Here is a 23,293-nt window from a genome sequence, read left to right as displayed (position 1 = left end):
CGCCCTCGCGCGCGGCGGCGGCGATGGCGTCGAGGATCTCGATCGCCGTCTGGACGCGCGCTGCGGGGGTCATCGGCCGCCCTTATCCGACCGGATAATTCGGCGCCTCGCGGGTGATCGCGACGTCGTGAACATGGCTTTCGCGCAGGCCGGCATTGGTGATGCGGACGAACTTCGCGCGCTCGCGCAGGTCCTTGAGCGTGCGGCTGCCGGTGTAACCCATCGCCGCCTTCACGCCGCCGACGAGCTGGTGGATGACGTCCTTCGCCGGGCCCTTGAAGGGCACCTGACCCTCGATGCCCTCGGGAACCAGCTTCATCTGGTCCTTGATGTCCTGCTGGAAATAGCGGTCGGCCGAGCCCCGCGCCATTGCGCCGACGCTGCCCATGCCGCGATAGCTTTTGTAGGTGCGGCCCTGGAACAGGAAGGTCTCGCCCGGCGCCTCGGCGGTGCCCGCCAGCAGCGATCCGACCATCACGCTCGACGCGCCCGCGGCCAGCGCCTTGGCGATGTCGCCCGAGGTACGCAGACCGCCGTCGGCGATGACCGGGACGCCAAGCTTCGCCGCCGCCTCGACGCTGTCGAGAATCGCGGTGAGCTGCGGCACGCCGACGCCGGCAACGACGCGCGTGGTACAGATCGAGCCGGGTCCGATGCCGACCTTCACACCGTCGGCGCCCGCGTCGATCAGCGCCTTGGTCGCATCGCCGGTCGCGACGTTGCCTGCGAGGACCTGGACGCGGTTCGATAGTTTCTTGATCCGCGCGACGGTTTCGCCGACGCCCTTGCTGTGGCCGTGCGCGGTGTCGACGACGATCAGGTCGCATTCGGCATCGAGCAAGGCCTCGGCGCGTTCGATTCCCGAATCGCCCGTGTTGGTCGCGGCGGCGACACGGAGCCGGCCGCCGGCATCCTTCGTCGCATCGGGATAGTTCACCGCCTTTTCCATATCCTTGACGGTAATCAGCCCGATGCAGCGATAATCGTCGTCGACGACGAGCAGTTTTTCGATCCGGCGCTGGTGCAGCAGCTTGCGCGCCTCGTCCTGCCCGACGCCGGGGCGGACGGTGGCGAGATTGTCGGCGGTCATCAGCTCGCGCACCGGTTGCCCCGGATTGTCAGCGAAACGGACGTCGCGGTTGGTCAGGATGCCGACAAGCTTGCCGCCGGTTTCGACGACCGGAATGCCCGAAATCCGGTGCTGGTCCATCAACGCGGTGGCATAGGAAAGCGGCGCATCGGGGGTGATGGTGATCGGATTGACGATCATCCCGCTTTCGAAGCGCTTCACCTGCCGCACCGCGGCCGACTGTTCCTCGATCGTCAGATTGCGGTGGAGGACGCCGATGCCGCCGATCTGCGCCATCAGGATCGCCATGTCGGCCTCGGTCACCGTATCCATCGCCGATGACAGGATCGGGATGTTGAGGTTGATCTCGCTGGTCAGCTGGGTCGACAGGTTCGCATCCGACGGCAGGATATCCGACGCGCCGGGGACCAGCAGAACATCGTCGAAGGTCAGGCCGGTGATGATTTCCATGGGTCGCCACTTTCTGGTGCAGGCGGCGCCTGCCCCGGATTGCGGGGCGGCACACGCGATTCGTTTGGTGGCGGCCCATGTAACCAGTCGCGCCCGGGCGCGCCAGTGGGGGACGAACGATTATTTCGCGTGGCGAGGATGATTTTCCGGGGCGCCGTCAGGCAGCATTGCGGACGTCCGGATGTAACCGGTTGCATTGCCCTTGGCCCCTCGTTAGACCCGCCGCATAACATAGTTTTGGCAAAGAGGATATTCTGGATGGACGTGCCCGGTCAGGCGCCCGCCAATGCTGGCGGACGGTCGAATACCATGGCGGCCTTTGCCGCGGTCACCGTTCTCTTTTTCGCCTGGGGGTTCATCACCTCGCTCATTGATCCCCTCGTCGCGGCGGTAAAGGGCATCTTCACGCTGAGCGACGCCGAGGCGCAATTGTCGGCCTTCGCCTTCTTTATCGCCTATGGCGTGATGTCCTTCCCGGCGGCCGCGCTCATCGCGCGTTTCCATTCGGTTCCGTCGATCCTGACCGCGCTGACGACGATGGTCGCGGGATGCCTGCTGATGCTCGCGGCCGCGAACCTCGCCGTCTATCCGCTTGTCCTCGCCGGACTGTTCATCCTCGCGAGCGGGATCACGATCCTGCAGGTCGCCGCGAACCCGCTCGCGGCGGCGCTCGGCGACCCGAAGCGCAGCCATTTCCGCCTGACCTTCAGCCAGACCTTCAACAGCTTCGGTACCTTCCTCGGGCCGCTGATCGGCGCGCATATGTTCCTCGAAGGGGTCGAGGTGAAGGAAGGAACGGTCGTCACCGACGCGGTGCGTGCGCAAGCGCTGGCGGGCATCGATTCGGCCTATTTCTGGATTTGCGGGCTGATCCTCGCACTGCTGCTCTTTTTCTGGATCAGCCGGCGTATCGTGAGCGAGGCGGTACCGCCCGCGCCGATGGGCGCGCGCGCCAGCATGGGCGAACTGGTCCGCGAAGCCTTTTCGTCGCGCTGGAGCCGCCTCGGTGCGATCGCGATCTTCCTCTATGTCGGCGCCGAAGTCGCGATCGGCACGCAAATGGCGTGGTTCCTGAACAGCGACGCGATCTGGGGCCGGTCCGACGCCGCCTTCGGTGTTCCGCTGCTCGGCTTTGCGATGGGCAGCGACGGCGTCCCCGGCGTGTCGCTGCAGGAAGCCGGCAAGGCCGTCGCCTTCTATTGGGGCGGCGCGATGATCGGCCGCGCGATCGGATCGGTGCTGCTGGCGCGCGTATCGGCGGCAAAGCTGCTGACGCTGTTTACCGCGATCGCCTTCCTGATGTGCCTTTATGTCATCCTCATCGGCGGGGTCGGTGCAGGATTCGTCGCCCTGTCGATCGGCCTGTTCAATTCGATCATGTTCCCGGTGATCTTCTCGTTGACCCTCGAACGGTCGACCGCACGCGCCGAGGCGACATCGGGACTGCTGTGCACCGCGATCGTCGGCGGCGCGATCATTCCGTGGCTGGTCGGAAACCTGTCGGGCGCAACCAGCTATTCGACCGCGATCCTCCTGCCCGCGCTCTGCTATGCCGCGCTATGCGTCTTCGCGGTCGCCGCGGGACGCGCACCGGCGCGGCAGGCGAGCGCCGGCGCGACGGTTCACTGACCGGCCGCGCGGGAACGAGAGGATCATGGCGGGACTGTCGATCGGGGATGCACGCAAGAACTTCGGCGAGACAGAGGTCCTGAAGGGTGTGTCGATCGATGTTGCCGACGGCGAGTTCACCGTGATCGTCGGCCCGTCGGGATGCGGCAAGTCGACGCTGCTGCGCGCGGTTGCCGGGCTCGAGGAGCTGACCGGCGGCCGCGTCATCATCGGCACCCGCGACGTGACCGACCTTCCGCCATCGGAGCGCGGCATTGCGATGGTGTTCCAATCCTACGCGCTCTATCCGCACCTCAGCGTCTACGAGAACATGGCCTTCGGGTTGCGCATCGCAAAAGCTGACGGGGGAGAGATCGCCCGACAGGTGCAGCGCGCCGCCGAAATCCTGGGCATCGAGGCGCTGCTCGACCGGAAACCCGCCGCGCTGTCAGGCGGGCAACGGCAACGCGTCGCTATCGGTCGCGCGATCGTGCGCCAGCCGCAGATTTTCCTGTTCGACGAGCCGCTGTCGAACCTTGACGCCGATTTGCGCGTGCGGATGCGATACGAGTTCGCCGCGCTGCACCGCACGCTCGGTACGACGACGCTCTACGTCACCCACGACCAGATCGAGGCGATGACGCTTGCCGACCGGATCATCGTGCTGCGCGACGGGCAGATCGAACAGAGCGGAACCCCGCGCGAACTTTACGAGCGCCCGGCGAATATCTTCGTCGCGCAGTTTCTCGGCACACCGCGGATGAACATCCTGCCGGTCACAATATCCGATGCCGGACAGGCGGCACTTGCCGACGGGCGGGAGATTCCCCTGCCCCCGCACGTAAAACCGCCGAATCCGGGGACGCGCCTGTCGATCGGGATCCGGCCCGAGGATGTCGTGATGGGCGCGGCTTCGGGCGCTCTCGGCTTTACCATCGCCTTTATCGAACGGCTGGGCGGCCTGGCGACGGTGCATCTGCAAGGCGTCGCAGGCGGCGACACGCTGACCTGCCAGCTGCGCGACGACGGCAGCCTGCGCGAAGGCGATATGGTGCCCGTCCGCCTGCCGGCGGATCATCTCCACCTGTTCGACGCCGAAGGTCGCGCGCTGCGCTCGGGGAAGCGCAAATGACCTTGCATTTCGCCATTGTAACCGGTTACGTAACAAATGTTTCCGCACCCGGCGAAGACGGAATGACCGGAGTCGCAACGGCGACCCGGCGCCATCGGAGGGAAGAGGGGCGAATATCATGGCTACTTTGAGGGACGTCGCCCGCGAAGCGGGGGTTTCGGTCGCCACGGCATCGCGTGCGATCAACGGGCTCGGCAATGTCACGGCACCGACACGCGCCGCGGTGATGGCGGCGGTCAAAAAGCTGAACTTCGTGCCGCACAGCGGCGCACGCAGCCTGACGCGGCGCAAGACCGACACCGTCGGCGTCATCCTGCCCGACCTGTTCGGCGAGTTCTTCTCCGAAATCATCCGGGGCATCGACCTTGTCGCGCATGAATCGGGGATGCACCTGCTCCTTGGGAACATGCACGGCAGCACGCACGAAACCGCAGCGGCGATCGCGGCGATGCGCGGGCGCGTCGACGGGCTGCTCGTGATGCCGCCCGATCTGAAGCCCGAACTGCTCGCCGATTATCTCGACGCGGCGCTGCCGACGGTGCTGCTCAACTATGATGCCGGATCGCTCGACCTGCCCTTCGTCGCGGTCGACAATTACCGGGGTGCCTATACGATGACCGAAGCGCTGCTCGCGCGCGGCGCGCGGCAGGTCGTCCATATCGCGGGACCGAAGCACAACCGTGATGCCCGCGACCGCCAGCGCGGTTTCGTCGATGCGATGGCGAAGATCGCCGGGGTACGAAATCCCGCCATTCTTCCCGGCGACTTTTCCGAAGGAAGTGGCATACAGGCGGCGCGTCTGCTCGTGCAGGGCCAGTTGCCGGCAGACGCTGCCTTCGCTGCAAACGACCAGATGGCAGTCGGGCTGATCGCGGGATTGGCCGAGGCGGGCAAGTCGGTGCCGGGCGACATCATGGTCGCGGGGTTCGACGACATCCCGCTCGCGCGGCACCTCAACCCTTCGCTCTCGACAATGCAGGTCCATATCGACCGGCTCGGATCGACCGCGATGATGATGTTGCTGCGCATATTGCGCGGCGAAACGCTCGGCGCGGCAAGCGCGACGATTTTGACACCGGCGCTGATCGCGCGCGGCACCACAGGCCGTGACATGGCACAGAAGCCCGCGGCGGCTGGCGCGCACGAATGACCTGCGGGGGCACCCGATGCCGATAACGCGGCGCCAGATGTCGGCCGCGCTCGGGATGCTGCCCCTGCTTCCGGTGCTCGGCGCGTGCGGTACGGAGCGTGGGGGCACGCTGGCGATCTGGGCGATGGGCAACGAGGGGGCGAACCTGCCCGCGCTCTTGAAAAGTCTCTCGCTGCCTGCGGGTATCCCGCCGATCGAAGTGCAGCCGCTCCCGTGGACCGCGGCACACGAAAAATTGCTCACGGGCTTTGCCGGCGGCTCGCTCCCGGCGATCGGGCAGGTCGGTAACAGCTGGATCGCCGAAATGGCGGCGATCGGCGCGATTGCGCCCGTTCCCGCATCGGCGGAAGCGCTGCTCGGCGACCAGTTTGCCGCAGTCGTCGATACAAACCGCATCGCGGGCAAAGCCTGGGCCGTGCCGTGGTATGTCGATACGCGGCTGCAATTCTACCGCAAGGATCTGTTCGCGCGCGCGGGTTATGCCGCGCCGCCGTCCGGGTGGGACGCGTGGAAAGCAGCGCTGCACAAGGTGAAGCGGCAAGCCGGAAGCGGCAATTATGCCATTCTCTATCCGCTCAACGAATATGAGCAGCTGACCACGCTGGCGCTGTCGGCCGGCGCGCGGATGCTGCGCGACAATGGTTCGCGCGGCGCCTTTTCCGACCCAAGATTCAAGGCGGCACTCGGCTTCTACAAATCGCTGTTTGACGAAGGCCTCGCGCCGAGGGTGTCGTCGGCGCAGATTTCGAACATCTGGAACGAGTTCGCGAATGGCCTGTTCAGCATATTCCTGTCGGGACCGTGGACGATAGGCGACCTGAAAAGCCGTCTCCCCGCCGACATGCGGGCAAGATGGGGCACCGCGCCCAATCCCGGCCCCGATGGCATCGGGTCGGCGGCACCGGGCGGCTCCAGCCTCGTGGTCTTCGCGGGCAGTGCGAACGGCGACGCGGCGTGGGAGGTTTTGACGCGCCTGCTGACGCCCGCCGCCCAGCTCGAATTCCACAAGCTGACGGACAGCCTGCCGGCGCGGCGGTCGGTATGGCGCGCGGCCGGGCTTGCGGCCGATCCGCTCGTCGCGCCCTTCGCGGCGCAGCTCGATCGTGCAATGGCGCTCCCCAAGGTACCTGAATGGGAGCGTATCGTCACCGAAATGCAGATCGTCGCCGAGCGCATGGTGCGTGGGCAATATGGCGTCGATGCAGCGGCAAAAGAGATGGATCGCCGCGCCGACCGGCTGCTCGAGAAACGGCGCTGGATGCTCGACAAGGGAAAGGCGCTGTGAGCGCGACCCGCCGTACGCGCGAGGCCCGCGCCGGCTGGGCGATGAGCGCGCCGGCGCTCGCCGCCATTGCGGTCTTTTTCGCCGTCCCGGCCGCGGCCTCGCTGTTCCTGAGTTTCACCGATTTCGATATCTACGCGCTCGCCGATATCGGCAACCTGCGCTTCGTCGGCCTCCAGAACTACACAAGGCTGGTCGGGAACCCGTTGTTCTGGAAGGCGATGTCGAACACATTGCTGTTCGTTGCAATCGGCACTCCTTTCATCGTGCTGCTATCGCTGTTTGCCGCGATGCTGGTCAATTCGCGCTGGCTCAAGTGGCGCCCCGTCTGGCGCGTCGCGCTGTTCGCGCCCTATGTGACAACGCTCGTCGCGACCGCGGTCGTGTGGCGCTACCTGCTCCACACGCGCTACGGCCTCGTCAATTACCTGCTCTCGCTGTTCGGTATCGCGCCGATCGACTGGCTGGGTAGTCCGCACGCGTCGCTGCCCGCGGTCCTGCTCTTCGTCGGATGGAAGACGTTCGGCTATAATATGATCATCTTCCTCGCGGCATTGCAGACGGTGCCGCGCGAACTCGACGAGGCGGCACGGATCGACGGCGCGGGCTGGTTCACACGGCTGCGCCACGTCACCCTGCCAGTGATTGCACCGACGGTGTTGCTGGTGTCGGTGCTGACCGTCGCGGGCATGTTCCAACTCTTCGCCGAGCCTTACGTGATGACGCAGGGCGGCCCCGCCCAGTCGACCGTCACCATCCTCTATTTCATGTACGAAGAGGGGTTCAAATGGTGGAACCTCGGGTCGGGCGCCGCGGTCGCCTTCCTGCTCTTCCTCTGCATATTGGCGGTGACCTTGGTGCAGCTCCGGCTCGCCAGAAGGAGCGGCGCGATATGAGCGTGCGCCGCTGGTCCGTCACCCTGCTCGCCGCGCTGGTCGCGCTGCTGACGATCGCACCCCTGCTGTGGATGCTCTCGGTCAGCTTCATGGTGCGCGGCGAGGCGTCGCAATTCCCGCCGCCGCTGCTGCCGACCGACCCCGGCCTCGACAACTACCGCACCCTGTTCGGCACCTTCGGCATCGGGCGCTTTCTTGCCAACAGCCTGCTCGTCTCGACGCTTGCGACAGGTCTTGCACTGCTGTTCACGATCCCGGCGGGCTACGCCTTCGCCAAGCTGCGTTTCAGGGGACGCGACGCGACCTTCCGCCTGCTCGTCGCCGCGCTGGTCGTGCCGGGACAGGTCGGCATGCTGCCCCTGTTTCTCGAACTCAAGGCGATGGGACTCGTCAACAGCTATGCCGGCGCGCTCGTGCCGTGGCTCGCGGGCATCTTCGGCATCTTCCTCGTCCGTCAATATTGCCGGTCGATCCCCGACGAGATGCTCGAGGCGGCGCGCATCGACGGCGCGAGCGAGGGACAGATACTCCGCCGCGTCGTGCTGCCGATCCTGACCCCGATCATCGTCACGCTGGCGCTGTTCGTTTTCCTCGGCAGCTGGAACGATTTCATGTGGCCGCTGATCATCTTCGCCGACCAGAATCTCTACACGCTGCCCGTCGCGCTCGCCGCGATGAGCCGCGAGCATGTGCAGGACAACGAGCTGATGATGGCGGGCGCCGTCGTCACCACCCTTCCCGTGCTCATCCTCTTCCTCGCGCTCCAGCGCTTCTATCTGAGCGGGCTTCTGACCGGGAGCGTCAAGGGATGAACCGTTCGACCAGGGATATTGTCATGACATATTGGACCGCGGCGCTACTGGGCCTCGCGCTCGCCGCCTCCCCTGCCGCCGCGAAAACGAAAATGCCGCCGATCGTCGAGGGACAGACGCCGCAGCAGCCGGTCGAGGCCGGAAACTACCCGTACCAGCTGTTCGTGCCCAAGGGCTATATGGGCGACACGGCGAAGCAATATCCGCTGCTGATCTTTCTGCACGGGTCGGGCGAGCGCGGCGACGATATTACGAAGGTGAAGGTGCATGGCCCGCCGAAGATCGCCGAGCGCGATCCGGCCTTTCCTTTCCTGACAGTATCTCCGCTGCTCGGCACCGATCAGGACTGGGATATCGAGAAGCTGGACAAGCTCGTCGATCATATCGCGGCGACCTGGCGCATCGATCCGGCGCGCGTGTATCTGACCGGCCTCAGCCGCGGCGGCCATGCAAGCTGGCGCTGGGCAATCGCCGAGCCGAAACGTTTCGCCGCCGTCGCAGCAGTCGCAGGGCGCGGCAATCCCGGCGAGGCATGCCGCCTGATGGACCTGCCCGTCTGGGCGTTTCACGGCGACCGCGACGATGTCGTCACCCCCGAGGGCAGCTTCGACATGGCGCGTGCAATCCATGCCTGCGGCGGCCGCAAGGTCCGCCTCACCATCTATCCCGACCTCGGCCACAATGCCTGGGACCCGGCCTATGACGACCCGGCGCTCTACGCCTGGCTGCTCGAACAGAAACGCCCCTCCCCGACGGATACCGACAAGGACAAGAAATGACGCAGACTGTTTTCCCCGACGATTTCCTCTGGGGCGCCGCGACGGCCGCGTACCAGATCGAAGGGTCGCCGCTCGCCGACGGTGCGGGTGCAAGCATCTGGCAGCGCTTCAGCCACGACCCGCGGCTGATGGCGGTGAAGGGCGACACGGGCGACGTCGCGTGCGACCATTACAACCGCATGCCCGCCGATGTCGCGCTGATGAAGGAACTGGGGCTGAAAGCCTATCGCTTCAGCGTCAACTGGGGCCGCGTGCTGCCCGAGGGGACCGGGCGCGTGAACGAGCCCGGCCTCGACTTCTACGAGCGGCTCGTCGACGAACTGCTCAAGCACGATATCGAACCCTTGCTCACGCTCCACCACTGGGACCTGCCCGCGGCGCTCGACGACAGGGGTGGCTGGCTCAACCGCGACATCGCCGGCTGGTTCGCCGACTATGGCACGGCGATGTACCGCCGCCTCGACGGCCGCGTGAAGAAGTGGGTGACGCTGAACGAACCGTGGGTGATCACCGACGGCGGCTATCTCCACGGCGCGCTCGCGCCGGGTCACCGCAACCTGTTCGAGACCCCGATCGCGAGCCACAATCTGATGCGCGCGCACGGGGCAGCGGTTGAGGCCTATCGCAGCGAAGGCGCACACGAGATCGGCCTTGTCGTCAACATCGAACCCAAATATCCGGCGAGCGACAATCCCGAAGACATCGCCGCTACCGCCCGCGCGCATGCCTATATGAACCGCCAGTATCTCGACCCGGCGCTGAAGGGCAGCTACCCCGAAGAACTCGCCGGAATATTCGGCGAAGCCTGGCCCGAATGGCCGGCCGGGGACCTGACGGCGATCTGTCAGCCGGTCGACTTCATCGGGATCAATTACTACACGCGCAACGTCGTCAAGGCCGATCCGCACCAGTGGCCCCTCGGCGCGTCGCCGGTGCGCCAGATTGCCACGCACACGACGACCGACTGGGAAGTCTGTCCGCCGGCGCTGACCGACATGCTCGTCTGGTTCCGCGACACCTATGGCGACATCCCCGTTTACATCACCGAGAATGGCGCCGCCTTTTACGATCCGCCAAAGGCCGGCCCCGACGGGATCGACGATCCGCTGCGCTGCGATTACCTCCGCACCCACATCTCGGCGATCGGCGATGCGATCAGAATGGGCGTCGACGTGCGCGGCTATATGGCGTGGTCGCTGCTCGACAACCTCGAATGGTCGCTCGGCTTCTCGAAGCGCTTCGGGATCGTCCACGTCGATTATGAAACGCAGGCCCGCACACCGAAGCGCAGCGCGCGTTTCTACAGCAGCGTGATCGCGGCAAACGGAGGAAACCTCGGATGACCCGCAAAGCCCTGCTCCTCGCGGCGGCGCTGCTCGCGGTGCCCGCGGCGGCGAAAGAGCGCGCCGACCATTATGAGGCGATGACCTATAACATCCGCCTCGATATCGCATCGGACGGCGACAACGCCTGGCCGCACCGACGTTCCGCGCTGACCGCGCTCGTCGCCTATCACGCCCCCGACATCGTCGGGATGCAGGAGGTGTTGCAGCACCAGAAACAGGCCGTCGAGGCCGATCTGCCCGGCTATCAATTCGTCGGCGTCGCGCGCGACGACGGCAAGGAAAAGGGAGAATATTCGCCGCTCGGTTTCCGCCGCGACCGTTTCACCCTCGCCGGATCGGGCACCTTCTGGCTGTCGCCGACCCCGGACACGCCGGGCAAGGGGTGGGACGCCGCGCTACCGCGGATCGCGACATGGGCGCGGCTGCACGACCGGACCGCGAAACGTACATTGCTCGTCGTGAACACCCATTTCGACCATATCGGCGAGGTCGCGCGGCAGGAAAGCGCGCGCCAGATCCGCCGCTGGATCGATGGCCAGCGCAAGGCGGGCGAAACCGCGGTGCTGATGGGCGACTTCAACAGCCCCGCGACGAGCAACCCCTATGTTGCGATCGTCGAGCGCGGCCGGGGCGCGCTCCGCGACAGCCGCACGATCAGCCGCACGCCGCATTATGGCCCGCCCGGCACCTTCACGGGCTTCAGGATCGCGCAGATGGAGCCGAGCCCGATCGACCATATCTTTGTCAGCGACGATGTGACGGTGCTGCGCCACGCGACGCTGACCGACCAGACCGGCGGCAAGCTGCCGTCGGATCATTATCCGGTGCTGGCGGATCTTTGCATCGGGAAAGGCTGCTGACCCGCAGGCCCCGGATTGTGCCGGGGAGCATCATTCCGCTTTCGCGTCATCGAGCCAGCCGCCCCCGAACCCGATGCGCCTCAATCCCCGGACGATGTGCGGATTTTTCCGCATCACCTTCCACACGAATCCGCTGCGGTGGTTTTCCATCATCGCAAGGATCGGTCCCTGATCGATACCAAGATGGTCGTTCGCGACCCAGCCATGGACCGGATCGACCTCGCCCGAGCGCGATCCCGCATCGGTGAAGGTAAAGCTGGGGTTGAACGCGTCCTTGAAACCATAGCGGGTATACAGGCGCGCGCCATATTTCGTGCGCATCGCCATCAGCGCGGGGATCGCCACCTCGGGCGCGAAGGCGACCGAACCGCCGGCCGCGGTCGGGACGACCGTGCCGTCGTCGACGACGCGGATCGCGCTGACGCCGCGCGCCATATAGGTGTTGAAGGCGCGCGGCGTGCCGTTCACGCGATATCGGCCCTTGGAATAGGCGGGTCCGTCCGACGGGGTCCAGCCCCAGATGTCGGCGCTGTAGCCGACCCATTTGTTCGGATTGCCGGCACCATAGGCGCGCTGCGCCAGTGCCGCGCGGCGGCTGTTCTCGAAATAATCGATCCCCTTCCCGCGCATATAGTCATCGCGGATGCCGCGGAAATCGATCCAGACATGGCTATACTGATGCCCGAACATCGGTTCGAACTGCAGATGCTGCTGCCCATAGTAGGTGCCCCAGTCCTTTTCGAGATCGGCGGCCCAGCCCTTGTCCCACGCATCCTTGCCCACCGGGTGCGTCGGCGAACCGAGCGCGAGGATATAGACGAGCATGCCCTCGTTATAACCGACCCAGTCGTGCGTTTCGAAACCGCGTTCGGGTTTCCAGCCCATGGTGATACCGTGCGAATTCGCCAGATTGTCTGCCTGCGTCCCGGTGTTGGTGCGCTGGACGAAGGTCCAGTCGACCCGCGTATAGATCTTCTCGGCAAGGTCGCGGATTTCGGTTTCGACCGGATCGGCGCGGTCGTAATAGCTCTGCGCGAAGAGCGCGCCGCCAAGGAACAGGCTGGTGTCGACCGTCGATAGCTCGTTGGTGTGGTATCGCGTGCCGTCGTCATTCCTCAGAAAATGATAGAAGAAGCCCTTGTAGCCGCTGTTCCCTGCCGCCTCGGGCCCCTGCGGCGCATTCCAGTAAAAACGCAAACAATCGCGCGTTCGCAGCGCCGCCTCGGCGCGGGTCACATAGCCGCGCTCGGCGCCGATGCCGTAGGCGGTGAGCGCGAAGCCGGTCGCGGCGATCGACGAGAAGGGATTGCTCGGCCAGCGATCGGGCGCGAGGCATTTTTCGGTATCGGTGGTGTCCCAGAAATAGCGGAAGGTGCGCTCGGTCAGCTCCTCCGAGAACGCCGCCTCGGTGATCGGCGGCAGCATCGTGGCGGCGGGCGGAGGCGCCGGCGTGGCCGTGCATGCCGTGGTCAGCGCGACGAGGGGCAGGAGCGATGCCCCGATACGAAACGACATTCGATACTCCAGAAAAAGAGGCGCCCGGCCCGCGGGAGGGGGGTGCAGGCCGGACGCCTGTCAGCCGGTCAGAATTGGAAACCGGCCGATAGCTTGATCGTTCGCGGCGGCCCGTCAAGGCTGAGGTCGTTCTGGTTACGCAGGCCCGTCGCCGCGCTGAAGCCGCCGTAGTTACGGTCGTTGAACAGGTTGATAATGTCGATGCGAAAGCGCAGCCGCGACTCTTCGGTCAGGAAGCGCATCGGGATATATTTGGTGATCGACAGATCCATCTGGCGATAACCCCAACGATCGCCATTGCCCTCGGTCTCGATCGAAGTGACAGTTCGGGTCGGCGGTGTCGTACCCGTCGCCGGGCTGCTCACGATCTCCGCCAGATATTTGGGCGACGCGATCTGGAACTTGCCCGACAGGGTGAAGCCCATCGGCATGTCGACCGATCCTGCCATCACGAACCGATGCTTGCGCGTTCCCGTCGCCGTAATGAAGGGATAATTTTCGATCCCCGGGAAATCGAGCGCGAAGACCTGACCAAGCTCGCGATTTTCCTCGGCGTCGGTGAAGGTATAGGTCGCGTCGAGGCTCCACGGCGAAAATTCGGTGTAGCGTTTGGTCAGCTTGAAATAGGCGGTATTGGCGCGCGTTTCGATCCCGTTGGTACCAAGGATGATGTTGCTGAATGGCGCAGGGCCGGTGCCGAACGGCGAATCCGGCCGGCCAGTATCGGGATTGATGACAAAGAAAGATCCGTCGGGTTTTCGGTTGCCCAACACATAGGCGAAGCCGTCGTGGCTTTCGACATAGGAATAGCCGGCCTCCAGATCGAGCAGGTTGAAGCGGCCGCGAACACCGAGGCTGAACTGGTCCGAATAGGGCGTCTTCAGATCATTCTTGATGAACCGCAACTCGCGTCCTGCGCCGGCCGGGAGCCCGGCAACAAGGGCGGCGCGCCCCTCCTCGGTCAGATAGGCCGGATTCCACGCGATACAGGTTGCGCTGGGCGTGCAGACATTGTCGGTGTCGCCGGGGTTGTTGAAGTTGAAGGTGCGGCCGGCGAACAGGCCCTGCGCCAGTTCCTGCTGGATGAAATCGAACTGGTTGCGGTCATAGGACCGGCCATAGCCACCGAAGATCGCGAAACGCTTTTCCTCGTCGAGCGCATAAGTGAAGCCGAGGCGCGGCTGCCACGCCCCCTTGAACGCTTTTCGCTCGCTACCCGTCGAGATATAGTCGTTGATATCATAGTTCGCGTTGGCGAGGTTCGTATAGGGCGGCGTCACCGTGCCATCGGGGTTGGTGTAGCCCGCACGGCCCGCAACGAACTCGGCGATTGCCGGATCATGGGCATAGTTGAGGAAAGCCGGCGTCCGCTCATAATCCCAGCGCAGGCCGATATTCAGCGTCAGGCGGTCGTCGACTTCCCAATCGTCCTGCGCATAGATTCCGAACTGGAAATTCTTCGACATGATGTTCGGATCGCCGCCGTTGACCGGCGCATTGAACGTCATCCGATAGGGGATGGTATCGTTGAATGTGCCGGGCGGGGTGCCCGCCGGTTCGTAGGTCGCATTATATGTGAAGAGCGGATTCAGGTTTTGCGTGTTGGCGTTGAGTTCGACCCATTTCGCCTTCACGCCCACCTTGAACGTGTGGCTTTCAAGGCCGGTCCAGGTGAAGTCGTTCGAAACCTGCCAGCCCTTTTGTCCCTTGTCCTGGAAATTGGAGCCGGCGCCGATACGCAATATGTCCCCGCGCCGCGGTGCAGTTGCGGGCGGGATCGGCGGCAGGATGGCATTGAACAGCGAGACATTGCCGAAATTGAGCGGCCGCGGATTCCAGGTCACATCCTCATAGGCGACCTTGAAATCATTGACCCAGGTGTCGGCGGTATGTTCCCAGCGCGCGAGACCGCGCCATTCCTTGACCTTGGTGATCGTCGCAGTTTCGGCGGCCAGGAAGCCGTTGTTGAGCTCCTCGCCGCTCTCGTCGCGATATTTGACCGAAAATTCGAACAGATCGTTCGCCGTCGGGGTGAAATTGATCTTCCCGAAATAGAGATCCTCGTTGAACGACGACGTCCGGGCGCCGAATGCGTCCCGATATTCGGTCGGGAAGAAGTCTACGGGCAGGTCGAGGCCCGGCCTGATCTCGCGCGGTTCGACGCGGCGCTTGCCTTCATAGGTCACGAAGAAGTGCAGCACGTCCTTGATGATCGGACCGCCCAGCGCGCCACCGAACTGCATGTCCTTGGTGCGGACCTTGGGGATATAGGTCGGGAAATTCTCGCGCGGCAACCGGTCGCGCAGGCTCTGGTTGGTGAAGTCGAAAAAGCCTTCACCATGGAATTCATTGGTGCCCGACTTGGTCACCGCGGTGATCGCTACCGAGCTGACCTGGTCATACTCCGCCTTGTAGTTCGACGAAATGACACGGTATTCGCCGATCGCGAGCTGCGGGAAGGGATTGCCCTGCGTCGTATCCTGCCCGGTGACGCCGCCCTTCAGAACATAATCCTTCTGACTGACGCCATCGATGAAGACATTGATCGCATTGGCGCCCTGCGCGCCGCCGCGCAGGCTCGTCTGGTTCGCGCTGTTGGTGACAAACTGCACGCCCGGCGCAAGGTCGGCAAAGGCCAGGAAGTTGCGGTTGTTCTGCGGCAACACCTCGATCAGCCGCTGCGAGATGTTGGTGCCGACTTCGCCGCCTTCCATCGAACGGATGCGGCTGCCGGTCACGATGATCGCGTCGTCGTCGCCCTCGGCGATGTCGGGCTGCGAGAAGTCGAAGTCGAGCACCGCATTCTGCGCGACGTTGAGAGCGAACTCGTCGGTTTGTCGCTTGCCCTGCGGCGTCGTCAGTTCGAGGCGATAGGTGCCGACAGGCAAGGAAGAGAAACTGTAACCACCGCTCGCACTGACGGTCGAGGTGCGGGTAAGGCCGGTGTTGACGTTGACCGCGGTCACTTCGGACACGCCGCCTTCGGCCTTGACCGTACCGCGTAGCGAGGCGCCCGCTACCTGGGCATGCGCAGGCGCGGCCACGGCGACCGCAAGCGCCGCGGCAGCACTGCTCCACGCCAGTGCGGCGGCCAGCGAACGAGCGCGCGACCGGCATGCGGCAACGCTCTGAAATTCATGTGGAAACTTCACGGCATCCTCCCTTTTAGCGCCCCGACATTTCCCGCTCTCGCCTCATTCGCTGACCGACCTTGCCATCCTGCAGCGACGAGTCGCGAGAAACCGCGTCCTTGTTTTTTTGATTTGTAACCGGTTTCATGATCACTGTATAGGGGTGAAGCGACACAGATGGATGCGATCGGGGACCAGCCGGTTTTCGGCCGATTTCGGCCAATCCGCGTGACAATGTAAAACCAGACCCGACCGGGAAGGACGAATCATGCTGCCGATGACGCGCAACCTCACATGCCTGACGCTGGCCACCCTGATGGTGGCGGGACCGCTCTCCTCCGCCCCGCTGTTCGCGAAACCGGCAACCAGCGCGAGCCAGGCGGCGCGCGTGGACTCGACCGGCTGGATGCGCCCCGATCCGAAGATGGATCGCTTTATCGCCGACCTGATGGCGAAGATGACCCTCGACGAAAAGATCGGCCAGCTGACCCTGCTCACGAGCGACTGGGAAACGACCGGGCCGACGATGCGCGAAGGATATCAGGACGATATCCGCGCCGGGCGCGTGGGCGCGATCTTCAATGCCTATACGGCCAGATATACGCGCGAATTGCAACGGTTGGCCGTCGAGGGAACGCGGCTGAAAATCCCGCTGATCTTTGGTTATGACGTGATCCACGGCCACCGCACGATCTTCCCGATCTCGCTGGGCGAAGCGGCGAGCTGGGACTTGCAGGCGATTGAAAAAGCAGCACGAATTTCGGCAATCGAGGCATCGGCCGAAGGCATTCACTGGACCTTTTCGCCGATGGTCGACATCGCGCGCGACGCGCGCTGGGGCCGGATGTCGGAAGGCGCCGGCGAGGACGTCTATCTCGGCAGCCTGATCGCGAAGGCGCGGGTGCGCGGCTATCAGGGCGACGATCTGTCACGCCCCGACACGATCCTCGCGACCGCCAAGCATTTCGCCGCCTATGGCGCGGCGCAGGCCGGGCGCGACTATCACACCGTCGACATTTCGGAGCGCACCTTGCGCGACATCTACCTGCCGCCGTTCAAGGCGGCCGCCGATGCCGGCGCGGCGACTTTCATGACATCGTTCAACGAATATGACGGGGTCCCCGCATCGGGCAGCCGCTATCTGCTGACCGACGTGCTGCGCGAAAAATGGGGGTTCAGGGGCTTTGTCGTAACCGATTACACGTCGATCAACGAAATGGTCCCGCACGGCTATTCGAAGGATTTGAAACAGGCGGGCGAGCAGGCGATGAACGCCGGGGTCGACATGGACATGCAAGGCGCGGTCTACATGGAGAATCTCGCCGGATCGGTCGCCGGGGGCAAGGTCGATGTGCGGCGCATCGACGCCGCGGTCAAGGCGATCCTCGAGATGAAATATCGCCTCGGCCTGTTCGAGGATCCCTATCGCTACGCCGACGAGGCGCGCGAAAAGGCGACAATCTACAAACCCGAATTCCTCGAGGCAGCGCGCGACGTCGCGCGCAAGTCGATCGTGCTCCTCAAGAACGGGGACAACGCCCTCCCCCTCACTGCATCGGCGAAATCGATCGCTGTTATCGGCCCGCTCGGCAATAGCAAAGAGGATATGATCGGCAGCTGGTCGGCGGCGGGCGACCGCAAGACGCGCCCGGTGACCTTGCTCGAAGGGCTGCAGGCACGCGCGCCCAAGGGCACGAGCGTCGGCTATGCCAAGGGCGCCGGCTATGAATTCGCCGCCGAGGGCAGGCAGGATGGATTTGCCGAAGCCTTGGCGCTGGCGCAGAAATCGGATGTCATCATCGCTGCCATGGGCGAACGCTGGGACATGACCGGCGAGGCGGCAAGCCGCACGTCGCTCGATCTGCCGGGCAACCAGCAGGCGCTGCTCGAGGAACTCAGGAAGACCGGCAAACCGATTATCCTGGTCCTGATGAGCGGGCGCCCGAACAGTATCGGATGGGCCGACGCCAATGTCGATGCGATCCTCGAGGCCTGGTATCCGGGCACGATGGGTGGCCACGCGATCGCGGACGTCCTCTATGGCGATTATAATCCGTCGGCAAAATTGCCCGTGACCTTCCCGCGCAATGTCGGGCAGGTTCCGATCCATTACGACATGAAAAACACCGGCCGACCGATCGAACTCGGCGCGCCCGACGCGAAATATGTCTCGCGCTACCTCGATACGCCGAACACGCCGCTTTACCCGTTCGGCTACGGCCTCAGTTACACGAACTTCTCCTATTCGCCTGTTATGCTGGACAAGGCCAAGGTGCGGCCCGGCGAAAAGCTGACCGCGAGCGTCACGGTGACCAACAGCGGCGCCCGCGACGGCGAGGAAGTGGTGCAGCTTTATGTCCGCGATCTCGTCGGCTCGGTGACACGGCCGGTGAAGGAATTGAAGGGCTTCGAGAAGATCAGCCTGAAGAAGGGCGAGAAGCGGACGGTCCGCTTCACGCTGACCGACGCCGATCTGGCCTTCACGCGCCAGGACATGAGTTGGGGCAGCGAGCCCGGCCAGTTCAAGCTGTGGGTCGGGCCATCATCGGCAGAAGGGTCCGAAGCCGCGTTCGAGCTGACCCGATAGTCGGTCTTGCCGAGGATGGCGGGCCGGGTTACGCGCCTGCAAGTGAGTCCCAACACGCCACCCCCGCCCTCCGCGCTCGCGCCGTTTCGGTATCCGGCATTTCGGGCGATCTGGATTGCGAACCTCGCGTCGAACATGGGATCGATGATCCAGTCGGTCGCCGCAGCGTGGCTGATGACCGAACTCACACAATCGCACTTGCTGATCGCGCTGGTGCAGGCTGGCGCGACGATCCCGATCATGCTGCTCGGCATCTTCGCCGGTGCGATCGCCGACAATTTTGACCGGCGACGGGTTATGCTCGCCGCGCAGACGGGGATGCTTCTTGTTTCGGCTGCGCTGACGCTGACGACATATCTCGATGCGATCACCCCGATGACCTTGCTGTTCTTCACGCTCGCGGTTGGGTGCGGCACCGCACTCAACGGCCCAGCTTGGCAGGCGTCGGTGCGCCTTCAGGTCGGGCCGCGGGATCTGCCGCAGGCAATCGCGCTCAACACCATCGCCTTCAATCTCGCGCGTAGCGTCGGGCCGGCGCTCGGCGGCATGTTGATCGCGATCGTCGGCACCGTCGCGGCCTTCGGCCTCAACGCGCTGAGCTACATGGCACTGATCATCGTGCTGCTGCGCTGGCATCCCGAGACCGTACCGCCGCGCCGGACGCCGATGCTGACAGCGATCAGGGCGGGACTCCGCTTCTGCGCTCACTCCGATCCGGTACGCCGCGTACTGATCCGCGGCTTTGCCTTCGGTTTCGGCGCCGCGGGGTTTCAGGCATTGCTCCCCTCGCTCGTCCGTGACCGGTTGCACGGCACCGAAATCACCTATGGGTTATGCCTGGCTGCATTCGGTGCGGGATCGATCTTTGCCGCGCTGTGGATCGGTCAGGCGCGTCGGCGCTGGGGCAGCGACCGGGTGGTGACCGCGGCGTCGCTGGTCTTCGCGGCTGCGATGTTGCCCGTCGCGCTGACCGCCAGCCTGCCGCCGACGGTGCTCGCGGCCTTTGTTGCCGGCGGCGCATGGGTATCGACGCTGACGACGCTCAACGTCGCGATGCAGCTTCGCTCGCCCGAAGAAATTCTCGGGCGCTGCCTGTCGATCTATCAGGCGGTTACCTTCGGCGCGATGGCACTCGGTGCCTACACGCTGGGCCTCGTTGCCGATCTGGCGACGCTGCCTGCCGCGATCCTGACCTCGGCCGGCTGGCTGCTGTTGTCGGCGCTCGTGCTGCGCTTCGTCGCGCCGATGCCACGTCGCGACGAAGGCCGGCTCTTGCCCTGACCGTCGGTTGCCACGCCATTCGAATCCGGCCCCGCCAGCCCTTGCGTAAAAGCCGATTGCGCAAAACCGCCGTTCCGCTATGGGCGGCGGGTGCGGGGTTGCCCCGCGCATGATCACGCCGGTGCCCGAGAGGGCTTAATAGGGAACGCGGTAACGGGGTATGTTCTATACCCCTGAAGCCGAGGCTGTCCCTGCAACTGTAAGCGGCGAGCGCGATGCACCGTCCGGTTCGATCCGGACAGCCACTGGGGCAACCTGGGAAGGCGTGCATCAAGCCCTGACCCGCGAGCCAGGAGACCTGCCGGTGTGGGTCGCTCAATGCCTTGGCCCAGGGAACGGCCGCGGCACGGAGATGTCCGTCGAGCGACGACCAGGTGGCTGGAGCCGCCTCGGTGCTGGAGTCGCGGGCCGCTACGCCACTTGCGATGCCAGCACCGGTCGATCGCGCCCGCGCATCGGCAGGCTCCGCCTTCGTTGCTGGCGTGCGGGGGAACCCCATGAAGACGCGTACCGACGCCGAGCACACGGCGAAGATGAAAAAGATCCAGGCCGCGCAAGCGAAGAAGGTCGCGGCGAAGACGGTCGAAAAAGGCCTGATTATCGTCCACACCGGCCCGGGCAAGGGCAAGACATCGGCTGCCCTCGGCATGGCGGTGCGCGCGATCGGGCACGACATGAAAGTCGGCGTCGTGCAGTTCGTGAAGGGCGCGATGGCGACGGGCGAGAAAGCGGTGTTCGACCGCTTCCCCGACCTGATCGAGTTCAAACCGATGGGCGAAGGCTTCACTTGGGACACACAGGACCGGACGCGCGACATTGCGGTGGCGCGCGAAGCGTGGGACGAGGTCAAACGGATGATCGCCGACCCAAGCTATACGATGGTAATCGCTGATGAACTCAACATCGTGCTGCGATATGATTATCTGCCCGTTGATGAAGTGCTGGAGGTGATCGGCGCCAAACCGCACATGACGCATGTCATCATAACCGGCCGCAATGCGCCGCAGGAACTGATCGACGCCGCCGATCTGGTGACCGAGATGGCACAAGTAAAACATCCCTTCCGCGAGCAGAATGTCAAAGCGCAAAGGGGAATCGAGTTTTGATGTCGCCGCGCGGCCTTTGGACGCTGGTTGCCTTACCATGTGTTGCGGGCCTGTTATGGGCTGCCTCCCCCTCTCCCCCCGTGAAAGCGCCCGCCATTCCGCAGCGCATCGTGTCGATCAACCTGTGCGCCGACCAGCTGGTCCTCGCGCTTGCCGACAAGCGGCAGATCGCAGGGCTGACGAAGAACGCAACCGATACCACTATGTCGGGCGAGGCGGCAAAGGCGCGAGGTATCCCGCTGCTGAGCAATTCGGCCGAGCAGATCCTCGCGATCGAACCCGATCTTATTGTGGGCATGCCCGCGAGCCGCAGCGCGGCGCTCCGCGCGCTGCCCGAACACACTTATCCGCTGCTCGATCTCGCCACCGCGAACACGCTCGACGAAATCTATGCGTCGGTCCGCCAGACCGCCGTCGCGGTCGGCCACCCCGAGCGAGGCACCGCACTGATCGCCCGCATGGAGAGCGAGCTCGCCGGCCTGCCGAAGCCCGGCAAGGGGCGAACCGCAGCCTATTACCAGCGCCGCGGCTATATGACCGGGACGGGCACGCTGATCGATGAATTGATGACGCGCACCGGTCTCGTCAACCTTTCCGGCAAGCTCGGCAAACCGCCGCTGTCGCAGCTCAGCCTCGAAGAGATGGTCGCGGCCGAGCCCGATTTTCTGATCGTGGAGAGTGCGACCGACAAGGTAAACGATCAGGGGAGCGAGATGCTGCACCATCCGGCCTTGAAGGATATCCCGCGCATCAGCGTTCCGCAGGCGTGGACGGTGTGCGGCAGCCCCGCATATACGCAAGCGGCGCGCAGCATGGCGACGCAGATCGCGCACATCGACGGTTCTCGCTCATGAGCCGCTTCGCCCTGCCCCGCTGGTCGCTGATCGCCGCGCTGGCGGCACTCACACTCGTCGCCGCGATCGCATCGCTGCTCTTTGGCGCGGTCGACCTGTCGGTCGCGCGCCTCGTCGACGCGGCGACGGGCAACAACGACAAGGTCGCTTCGATCATCCTGTTCGACCTGCGCCTGCCGCGCACTTTGCTGGCGCTTGCAGTGGGCGCGATGCTCGGGCTCGCGGGGGCGGCGTTGCAAGGCTATCTGCGCAATCCGCTCGCTGAACCATCGGTACTCGGCACATCGAACGCGGCAGCGCTCGGCGGCGTGGCGGCGATCTATTTCGGTCTGGCCGACATCCATCCGATCGTGTTGCCGCTGCTCGCGACGGGCGGCGCGCTCGTATCGCTCGCCCTGTTGTTCGTGCTTGCGGGCAAAGCCGAAAGTCCGCTGACGCTGATCCTCGCGGGGATCGCCGTCGGGACGCTGGCGGTGGCGGGGACGAGCCTTGCGCTCAACCTGTCGCCCAATCCGTTCGCTGCGATGGAGATCATGACCTGGCTGCTCGGCAGCCTCGAGAACCGCTCGTTCGACCATGTCTGGCTCGCGCTGCCGTGTATTGCGATCGGGACCGCGATGCTGCTGTGGAATGGCCGCGCGCTCGACGCGCTGACACTCGGCGAGGATGCGGCGCAGGCATTGGGCATCGATCTTCGGAGAATGCGATTGCGGCTGCTTGTCGGCACCGCGATCGGGGTCGGCGGCGCGGTCGCGGTCGCCGGGGCGATCGGTTTCGTCGGGTTGATCGTGCCACACCTCATCCGGCCGCTGACCGACCGCAGCCCGTCGGCAATCCTGCTGCCGTCGGCGATCGGAGGCGCAGCGCTGCTGACGCTCGCCGACCTTGGCGTGCGGATCATTCCGACGACGAACGAATTGAAACTGGGCGTCGTCACCGCCTTTCTGGGCGTACCGGTCTTCCTGATCCACCTGATGCGGGAGCGACGGATATGGTGACCATCACCCTCGATCATGTGGGCGTCACCCTCGGCCGCCGCGCGGTGGTGCACGACGTCAGCGCCGAATTCGACCCCGGCACGTTGACCGGCATCGTCGGCCCCAATGGCGCGGGCAAGTCGACGCTGGCGCGCGGAATGCTGGCGCTGGTACCCGCGACCGGTGCGGTCCGCGTCGACGGCGTCGATGCGGCGTCAATGCCGCGCTCCGATCTCGCGCGACGTGTCGCCTATGTCCCGCAAGGGCAGACGCTGCACTGGCCGCTGACCGTCGAGCGCCTCGTCGGGCTGGGACGGCTGCCGCACCTCGCGCCGATGTCGCGGATCGCCGAGGCCGATACCGCTGCAATCGAGCGTGCGATGGAACGCGCCGATGTCCTCGATCTGCGCGACCGGATCGCGACCGAATTGTCGGGT

Annotated in this window: 18 protein-coding genes and 1 riboswitch; of the genes, 15 read left to right on the top strand and 3 right to left on the bottom strand. The window is 64.8% G+C overall.

The window, feature by feature from the left end; all coding sequences use genetic code 11:
- Window positions 1-82: 82 nt before the first annotated feature.
- Window positions 83-1,540 (bottom strand): IMP dehydrogenase, encoded by a 1,458-nt coding sequence (gene guaB / locus VN047_RS11835; protein WP_325542911.1) that lies wholly within the window; start codon window positions 1,538-1,540, stop codon window positions 83-85.
- A 258-nt stretch (window positions 1,541-1,798) separates the two neighbouring features.
- Here guaB and VN047_RS11830 point away from each other — a divergent pair, with 258 nt between their 5' ends.
- The 9 genes from VN047_RS11830 to VN047_RS11790 all read left to right on the top strand — a co-directional run bounded on the left by VN047_RS11830 (window position 1,799) and on the right by VN047_RS11790 (window position 11,405).
- Entirely contained in the window at window positions 1,799-3,169 is a 1,371-nt protein-coding gene (locus tag VN047_RS11830; RefSeq protein ID WP_325542909.1) for a sugar MFS transporter, read from the top strand.
- 25 nt (window positions 3,170-3,194) lie between these two features.
- The gene (locus VN047_RS11825; RefSeq protein WP_325542907.1) at window positions 3,195-4,280 is read left to right on the top strand and encodes a sn-glycerol-3-phosphate ABC transporter ATP-binding protein UgpC; all 1,086 of its coding nucleotides are present in this window, start codon (window positions 3,195-3,197) and stop codon (window positions 4,278-4,280) included.
- 118 nt (window positions 4,281-4,398) lie between these two features.
- Entirely contained in the window at window positions 4,399-5,430 is a 1,032-nt protein-coding gene (locus VN047_RS11820; RefSeq protein ID WP_325542905.1) for a LacI family DNA-binding transcriptional regulator, read from the top strand.
- 16 nt (window positions 5,431-5,446) lie between these two features.
- On the top strand, window positions 5,447-6,715 hold the full coding sequence (locus VN047_RS11815; protein WP_325542903.1) for an extracellular solute-binding protein: 1,269 nt from the start codon (window positions 5,447-5,449) through the stop codon (window positions 6,713-6,715).
- Window positions 6,712-7,608, top strand: a complete 897-nt coding sequence (locus VN047_RS11810) for a sugar ABC transporter permease (RefSeq protein WP_325542900.1) — start codon at window positions 6,712-6,714, stop codon at window positions 7,606-7,608. The genes VN047_RS11815 and VN047_RS11810 overlap by 4 nt, the downstream gene beginning before the upstream one ends.
- Entirely contained in the window at window positions 7,605-8,420 is an 816-nt protein-coding gene (locus VN047_RS11805) for a carbohydrate ABC transporter permease (protein ID WP_325542898.1), read from the top strand. The genes VN047_RS11810 and VN047_RS11805 overlap by 4 nt, the downstream gene beginning before the upstream one ends.
- A 23-nt stretch (window positions 8,421-8,443) precedes the next feature.
- The gene (locus VN047_RS11800) at window positions 8,444-9,199 is read left to right on the top strand and encodes an alpha/beta hydrolase-fold protein (protein ID WP_325542896.1); all 756 of its coding nucleotides are present in this window, start codon (window positions 8,444-8,446) and stop codon (window positions 9,197-9,199) included.
- Window positions 9,196-10,542 carry a GH1 family beta-glucosidase gene (locus VN047_RS11795; protein ID WP_325542894.1) on the top strand — a complete coding sequence of 449 codons (1,347 nt, stop codon included), beginning with the start codon at window positions 9,196-9,198 and terminating at the stop codon, window positions 10,540-10,542. Before VN047_RS11800 ends, VN047_RS11795 begins: the two co-directional genes overlap by 4 nt.
- Window positions 10,539-11,405: an endonuclease/exonuclease/phosphatase family protein gene (locus VN047_RS11790; protein ID WP_325542893.1), complete on the top strand. Its 867-nt coding sequence runs from the start codon at window positions 10,539-10,541 to the stop codon at window positions 11,403-11,405. Before VN047_RS11795 ends, VN047_RS11790 begins: the two co-directional genes overlap by 4 nt.
- A 30-nt stretch (window positions 11,406-11,435) precedes the next feature.
- On the opposite strand, the gene VN047_RS11785 is transcribed toward VN047_RS11790, so the two are convergent.
- Both VN047_RS11785 and VN047_RS11780 read right to left on the bottom strand, forming a co-directional pair.
- Window positions 11,436-12,920, bottom strand: a complete 1,485-nt coding sequence (locus VN047_RS11785; protein WP_325542891.1) for a glucoamylase family protein — start codon at window positions 12,918-12,920, stop codon at window positions 11,436-11,438.
- A 68-nt stretch (window positions 12,921-12,988) separates the two neighbouring features.
- Complete coding sequence (locus VN047_RS11780; RefSeq protein ID WP_325542889.1) at window positions 12,989-16,072, bottom strand: TonB-dependent receptor; 3,084 nt, start codon at window positions 16,070-16,072, stop codon at window positions 12,989-12,991.
- Window positions 16,073-16,319: 247 nt separating this feature from the next.
- On the opposite strand from VN047_RS11780, the gene bglX reads away from it, so the two are divergent.
- From bglX to VN047_RS11750, 6 genes are all read left to right on the top strand, one after another.
- Complete coding sequence (gene bglX / locus VN047_RS11775; protein WP_325542887.1) at window positions 16,320-18,638, top strand: beta-glucosidase BglX; 2,319 nt, start codon at window positions 16,320-16,322, stop codon at window positions 18,636-18,638.
- Window positions 18,639-18,680: 42 nt separating this feature from the next.
- A complete protein-coding gene (locus VN047_RS11770; protein ID WP_325542885.1) occupies window positions 18,681-19,919 on the top strand; it encodes an MFS transporter in 1,239 nt (412 codons plus the stop codon).
- Between the two features lie 102 nt (window positions 19,920-20,021).
- A riboswitch (cobalamin riboswitch) is annotated at window positions 20,022-20,239 on the top strand.
- 177 nt (window positions 20,240-20,416) lie between these two features.
- On the top strand, window positions 20,417-21,025 hold the full coding sequence (cobO, locus tag VN047_RS11765; RefSeq protein WP_325542883.1) for a cob(I)yrinic acid a,c-diamide adenosyltransferase: 609 nt from the start codon (window positions 20,417-20,419) through the stop codon (window positions 21,023-21,025).
- Window positions 21,025-21,879, top strand: coding sequence for an ABC transporter substrate-binding protein (locus VN047_RS11760; RefSeq protein WP_414712701.1), 855 nt, complete (start codon window positions 21,025-21,027; stop codon window positions 21,877-21,879). Before cobO ends, VN047_RS11760 begins: the two co-directional genes overlap by 1 nt.
- Window positions 21,876-22,877 (top strand): iron ABC transporter permease, encoded by a 1,002-nt coding sequence (locus VN047_RS11755; RefSeq protein ID WP_325542879.1) that lies wholly within the window; start codon window positions 21,876-21,878, stop codon window positions 22,875-22,877. The genes VN047_RS11760 and VN047_RS11755 overlap by 4 nt, the downstream gene beginning before the upstream one ends.
- A partial coding sequence (locus tag VN047_RS11750) for an ABC transporter ATP-binding protein (RefSeq protein ID WP_325542877.1) occupies window positions 22,871-23,293 on the top strand: 423 nt, incomplete at its 3' end. The genes VN047_RS11755 and VN047_RS11750, both read left to right, overlap by 7 nt.

This window comes from Sphingopyxis sp. (assembly GCF_035565275.1).
GTDB lineage: Bacteria > Pseudomonadota > Alphaproteobacteria > Sphingomonadales > Sphingomonadaceae > Sphingopyxis.
Note: the sequence above shows the minus strand (reverse complement) of the source record. Positions and strands in the feature narration are given on the sequence as shown.

Coding starts and splice junctions, on each gene's coding strand:
- guaB (WP_325542911.1), bottom strand. CDS start 1,540: ATGGAAATCATCACCGGCCTGACCTTCGACGATGTTCTGCTGGTCCCC.
- VN047_RS11830 (WP_325542909.1), top strand. CDS start 1,799: ATGGACGTGCCCGGTCAGGCGCCCGCCAATGCTGGCGGACGGTCGAAT.
- VN047_RS11825 (WP_325542907.1), top strand. CDS start 3,195: ATGGCGGGACTGTCGATCGGGGATGCACGCAAGAACTTCGGCGAGACA.
- VN047_RS11820 (WP_325542905.1), top strand. CDS start 4,399: ATGGCTACTTTGAGGGACGTCGCCCGCGAAGCGGGGGTTTCGGTCGCC.
- VN047_RS11815 (WP_325542903.1), top strand. CDS start 5,447: ATGCCGATAACGCGGCGCCAGATGTCGGCCGCGCTCGGGATGCTGCCC.
- VN047_RS11805 (WP_325542898.1), top strand. CDS start 7,605: ATGAGCGTGCGCCGCTGGTCCGTCACCCTGCTCGCCGCGCTGGTCGCG.
- VN047_RS11800 (WP_325542896.1), top strand. CDS start 8,444: ATGACATATTGGACCGCGGCGCTACTGGGCCTCGCGCTCGCCGCCTCC.
- VN047_RS11795 (WP_325542894.1), top strand. CDS start 9,196: ATGACGCAGACTGTTTTCCCCGACGATTTCCTCTGGGGCGCCGCGACG.
- VN047_RS11790 (WP_325542893.1), top strand. CDS start 10,539: ATGACCCGCAAAGCCCTGCTCCTCGCGGCGGCGCTGCTCGCGGTGCCC.
- VN047_RS11785 (WP_325542891.1), bottom strand. CDS start 12,920: ATGTCGTTTCGTATCGGGGCATCGCTCCTGCCCCTCGTCGCGCTGACC.
- bglX (WP_325542887.1), top strand. CDS start 16,320: ATGCTGCCGATGACGCGCAACCTCACATGCCTGACGCTGGCCACCCTG.
- cobO (WP_325542883.1), top strand. CDS start 20,417: ATGAAGACGCGTACCGACGCCGAGCACACGGCGAAGATGAAAAAGATC.
- VN047_RS11760 (WP_414712701.1), top strand. CDS start 21,025: ATGTCGCCGCGCGGCCTTTGGACGCTGGTTGCCTTACCATGTGTTGCG.
- VN047_RS11755 (WP_325542879.1), top strand. CDS start 21,876: ATGAGCCGCTTCGCCCTGCCCCGCTGGTCGCTGATCGCCGCGCTGGCG.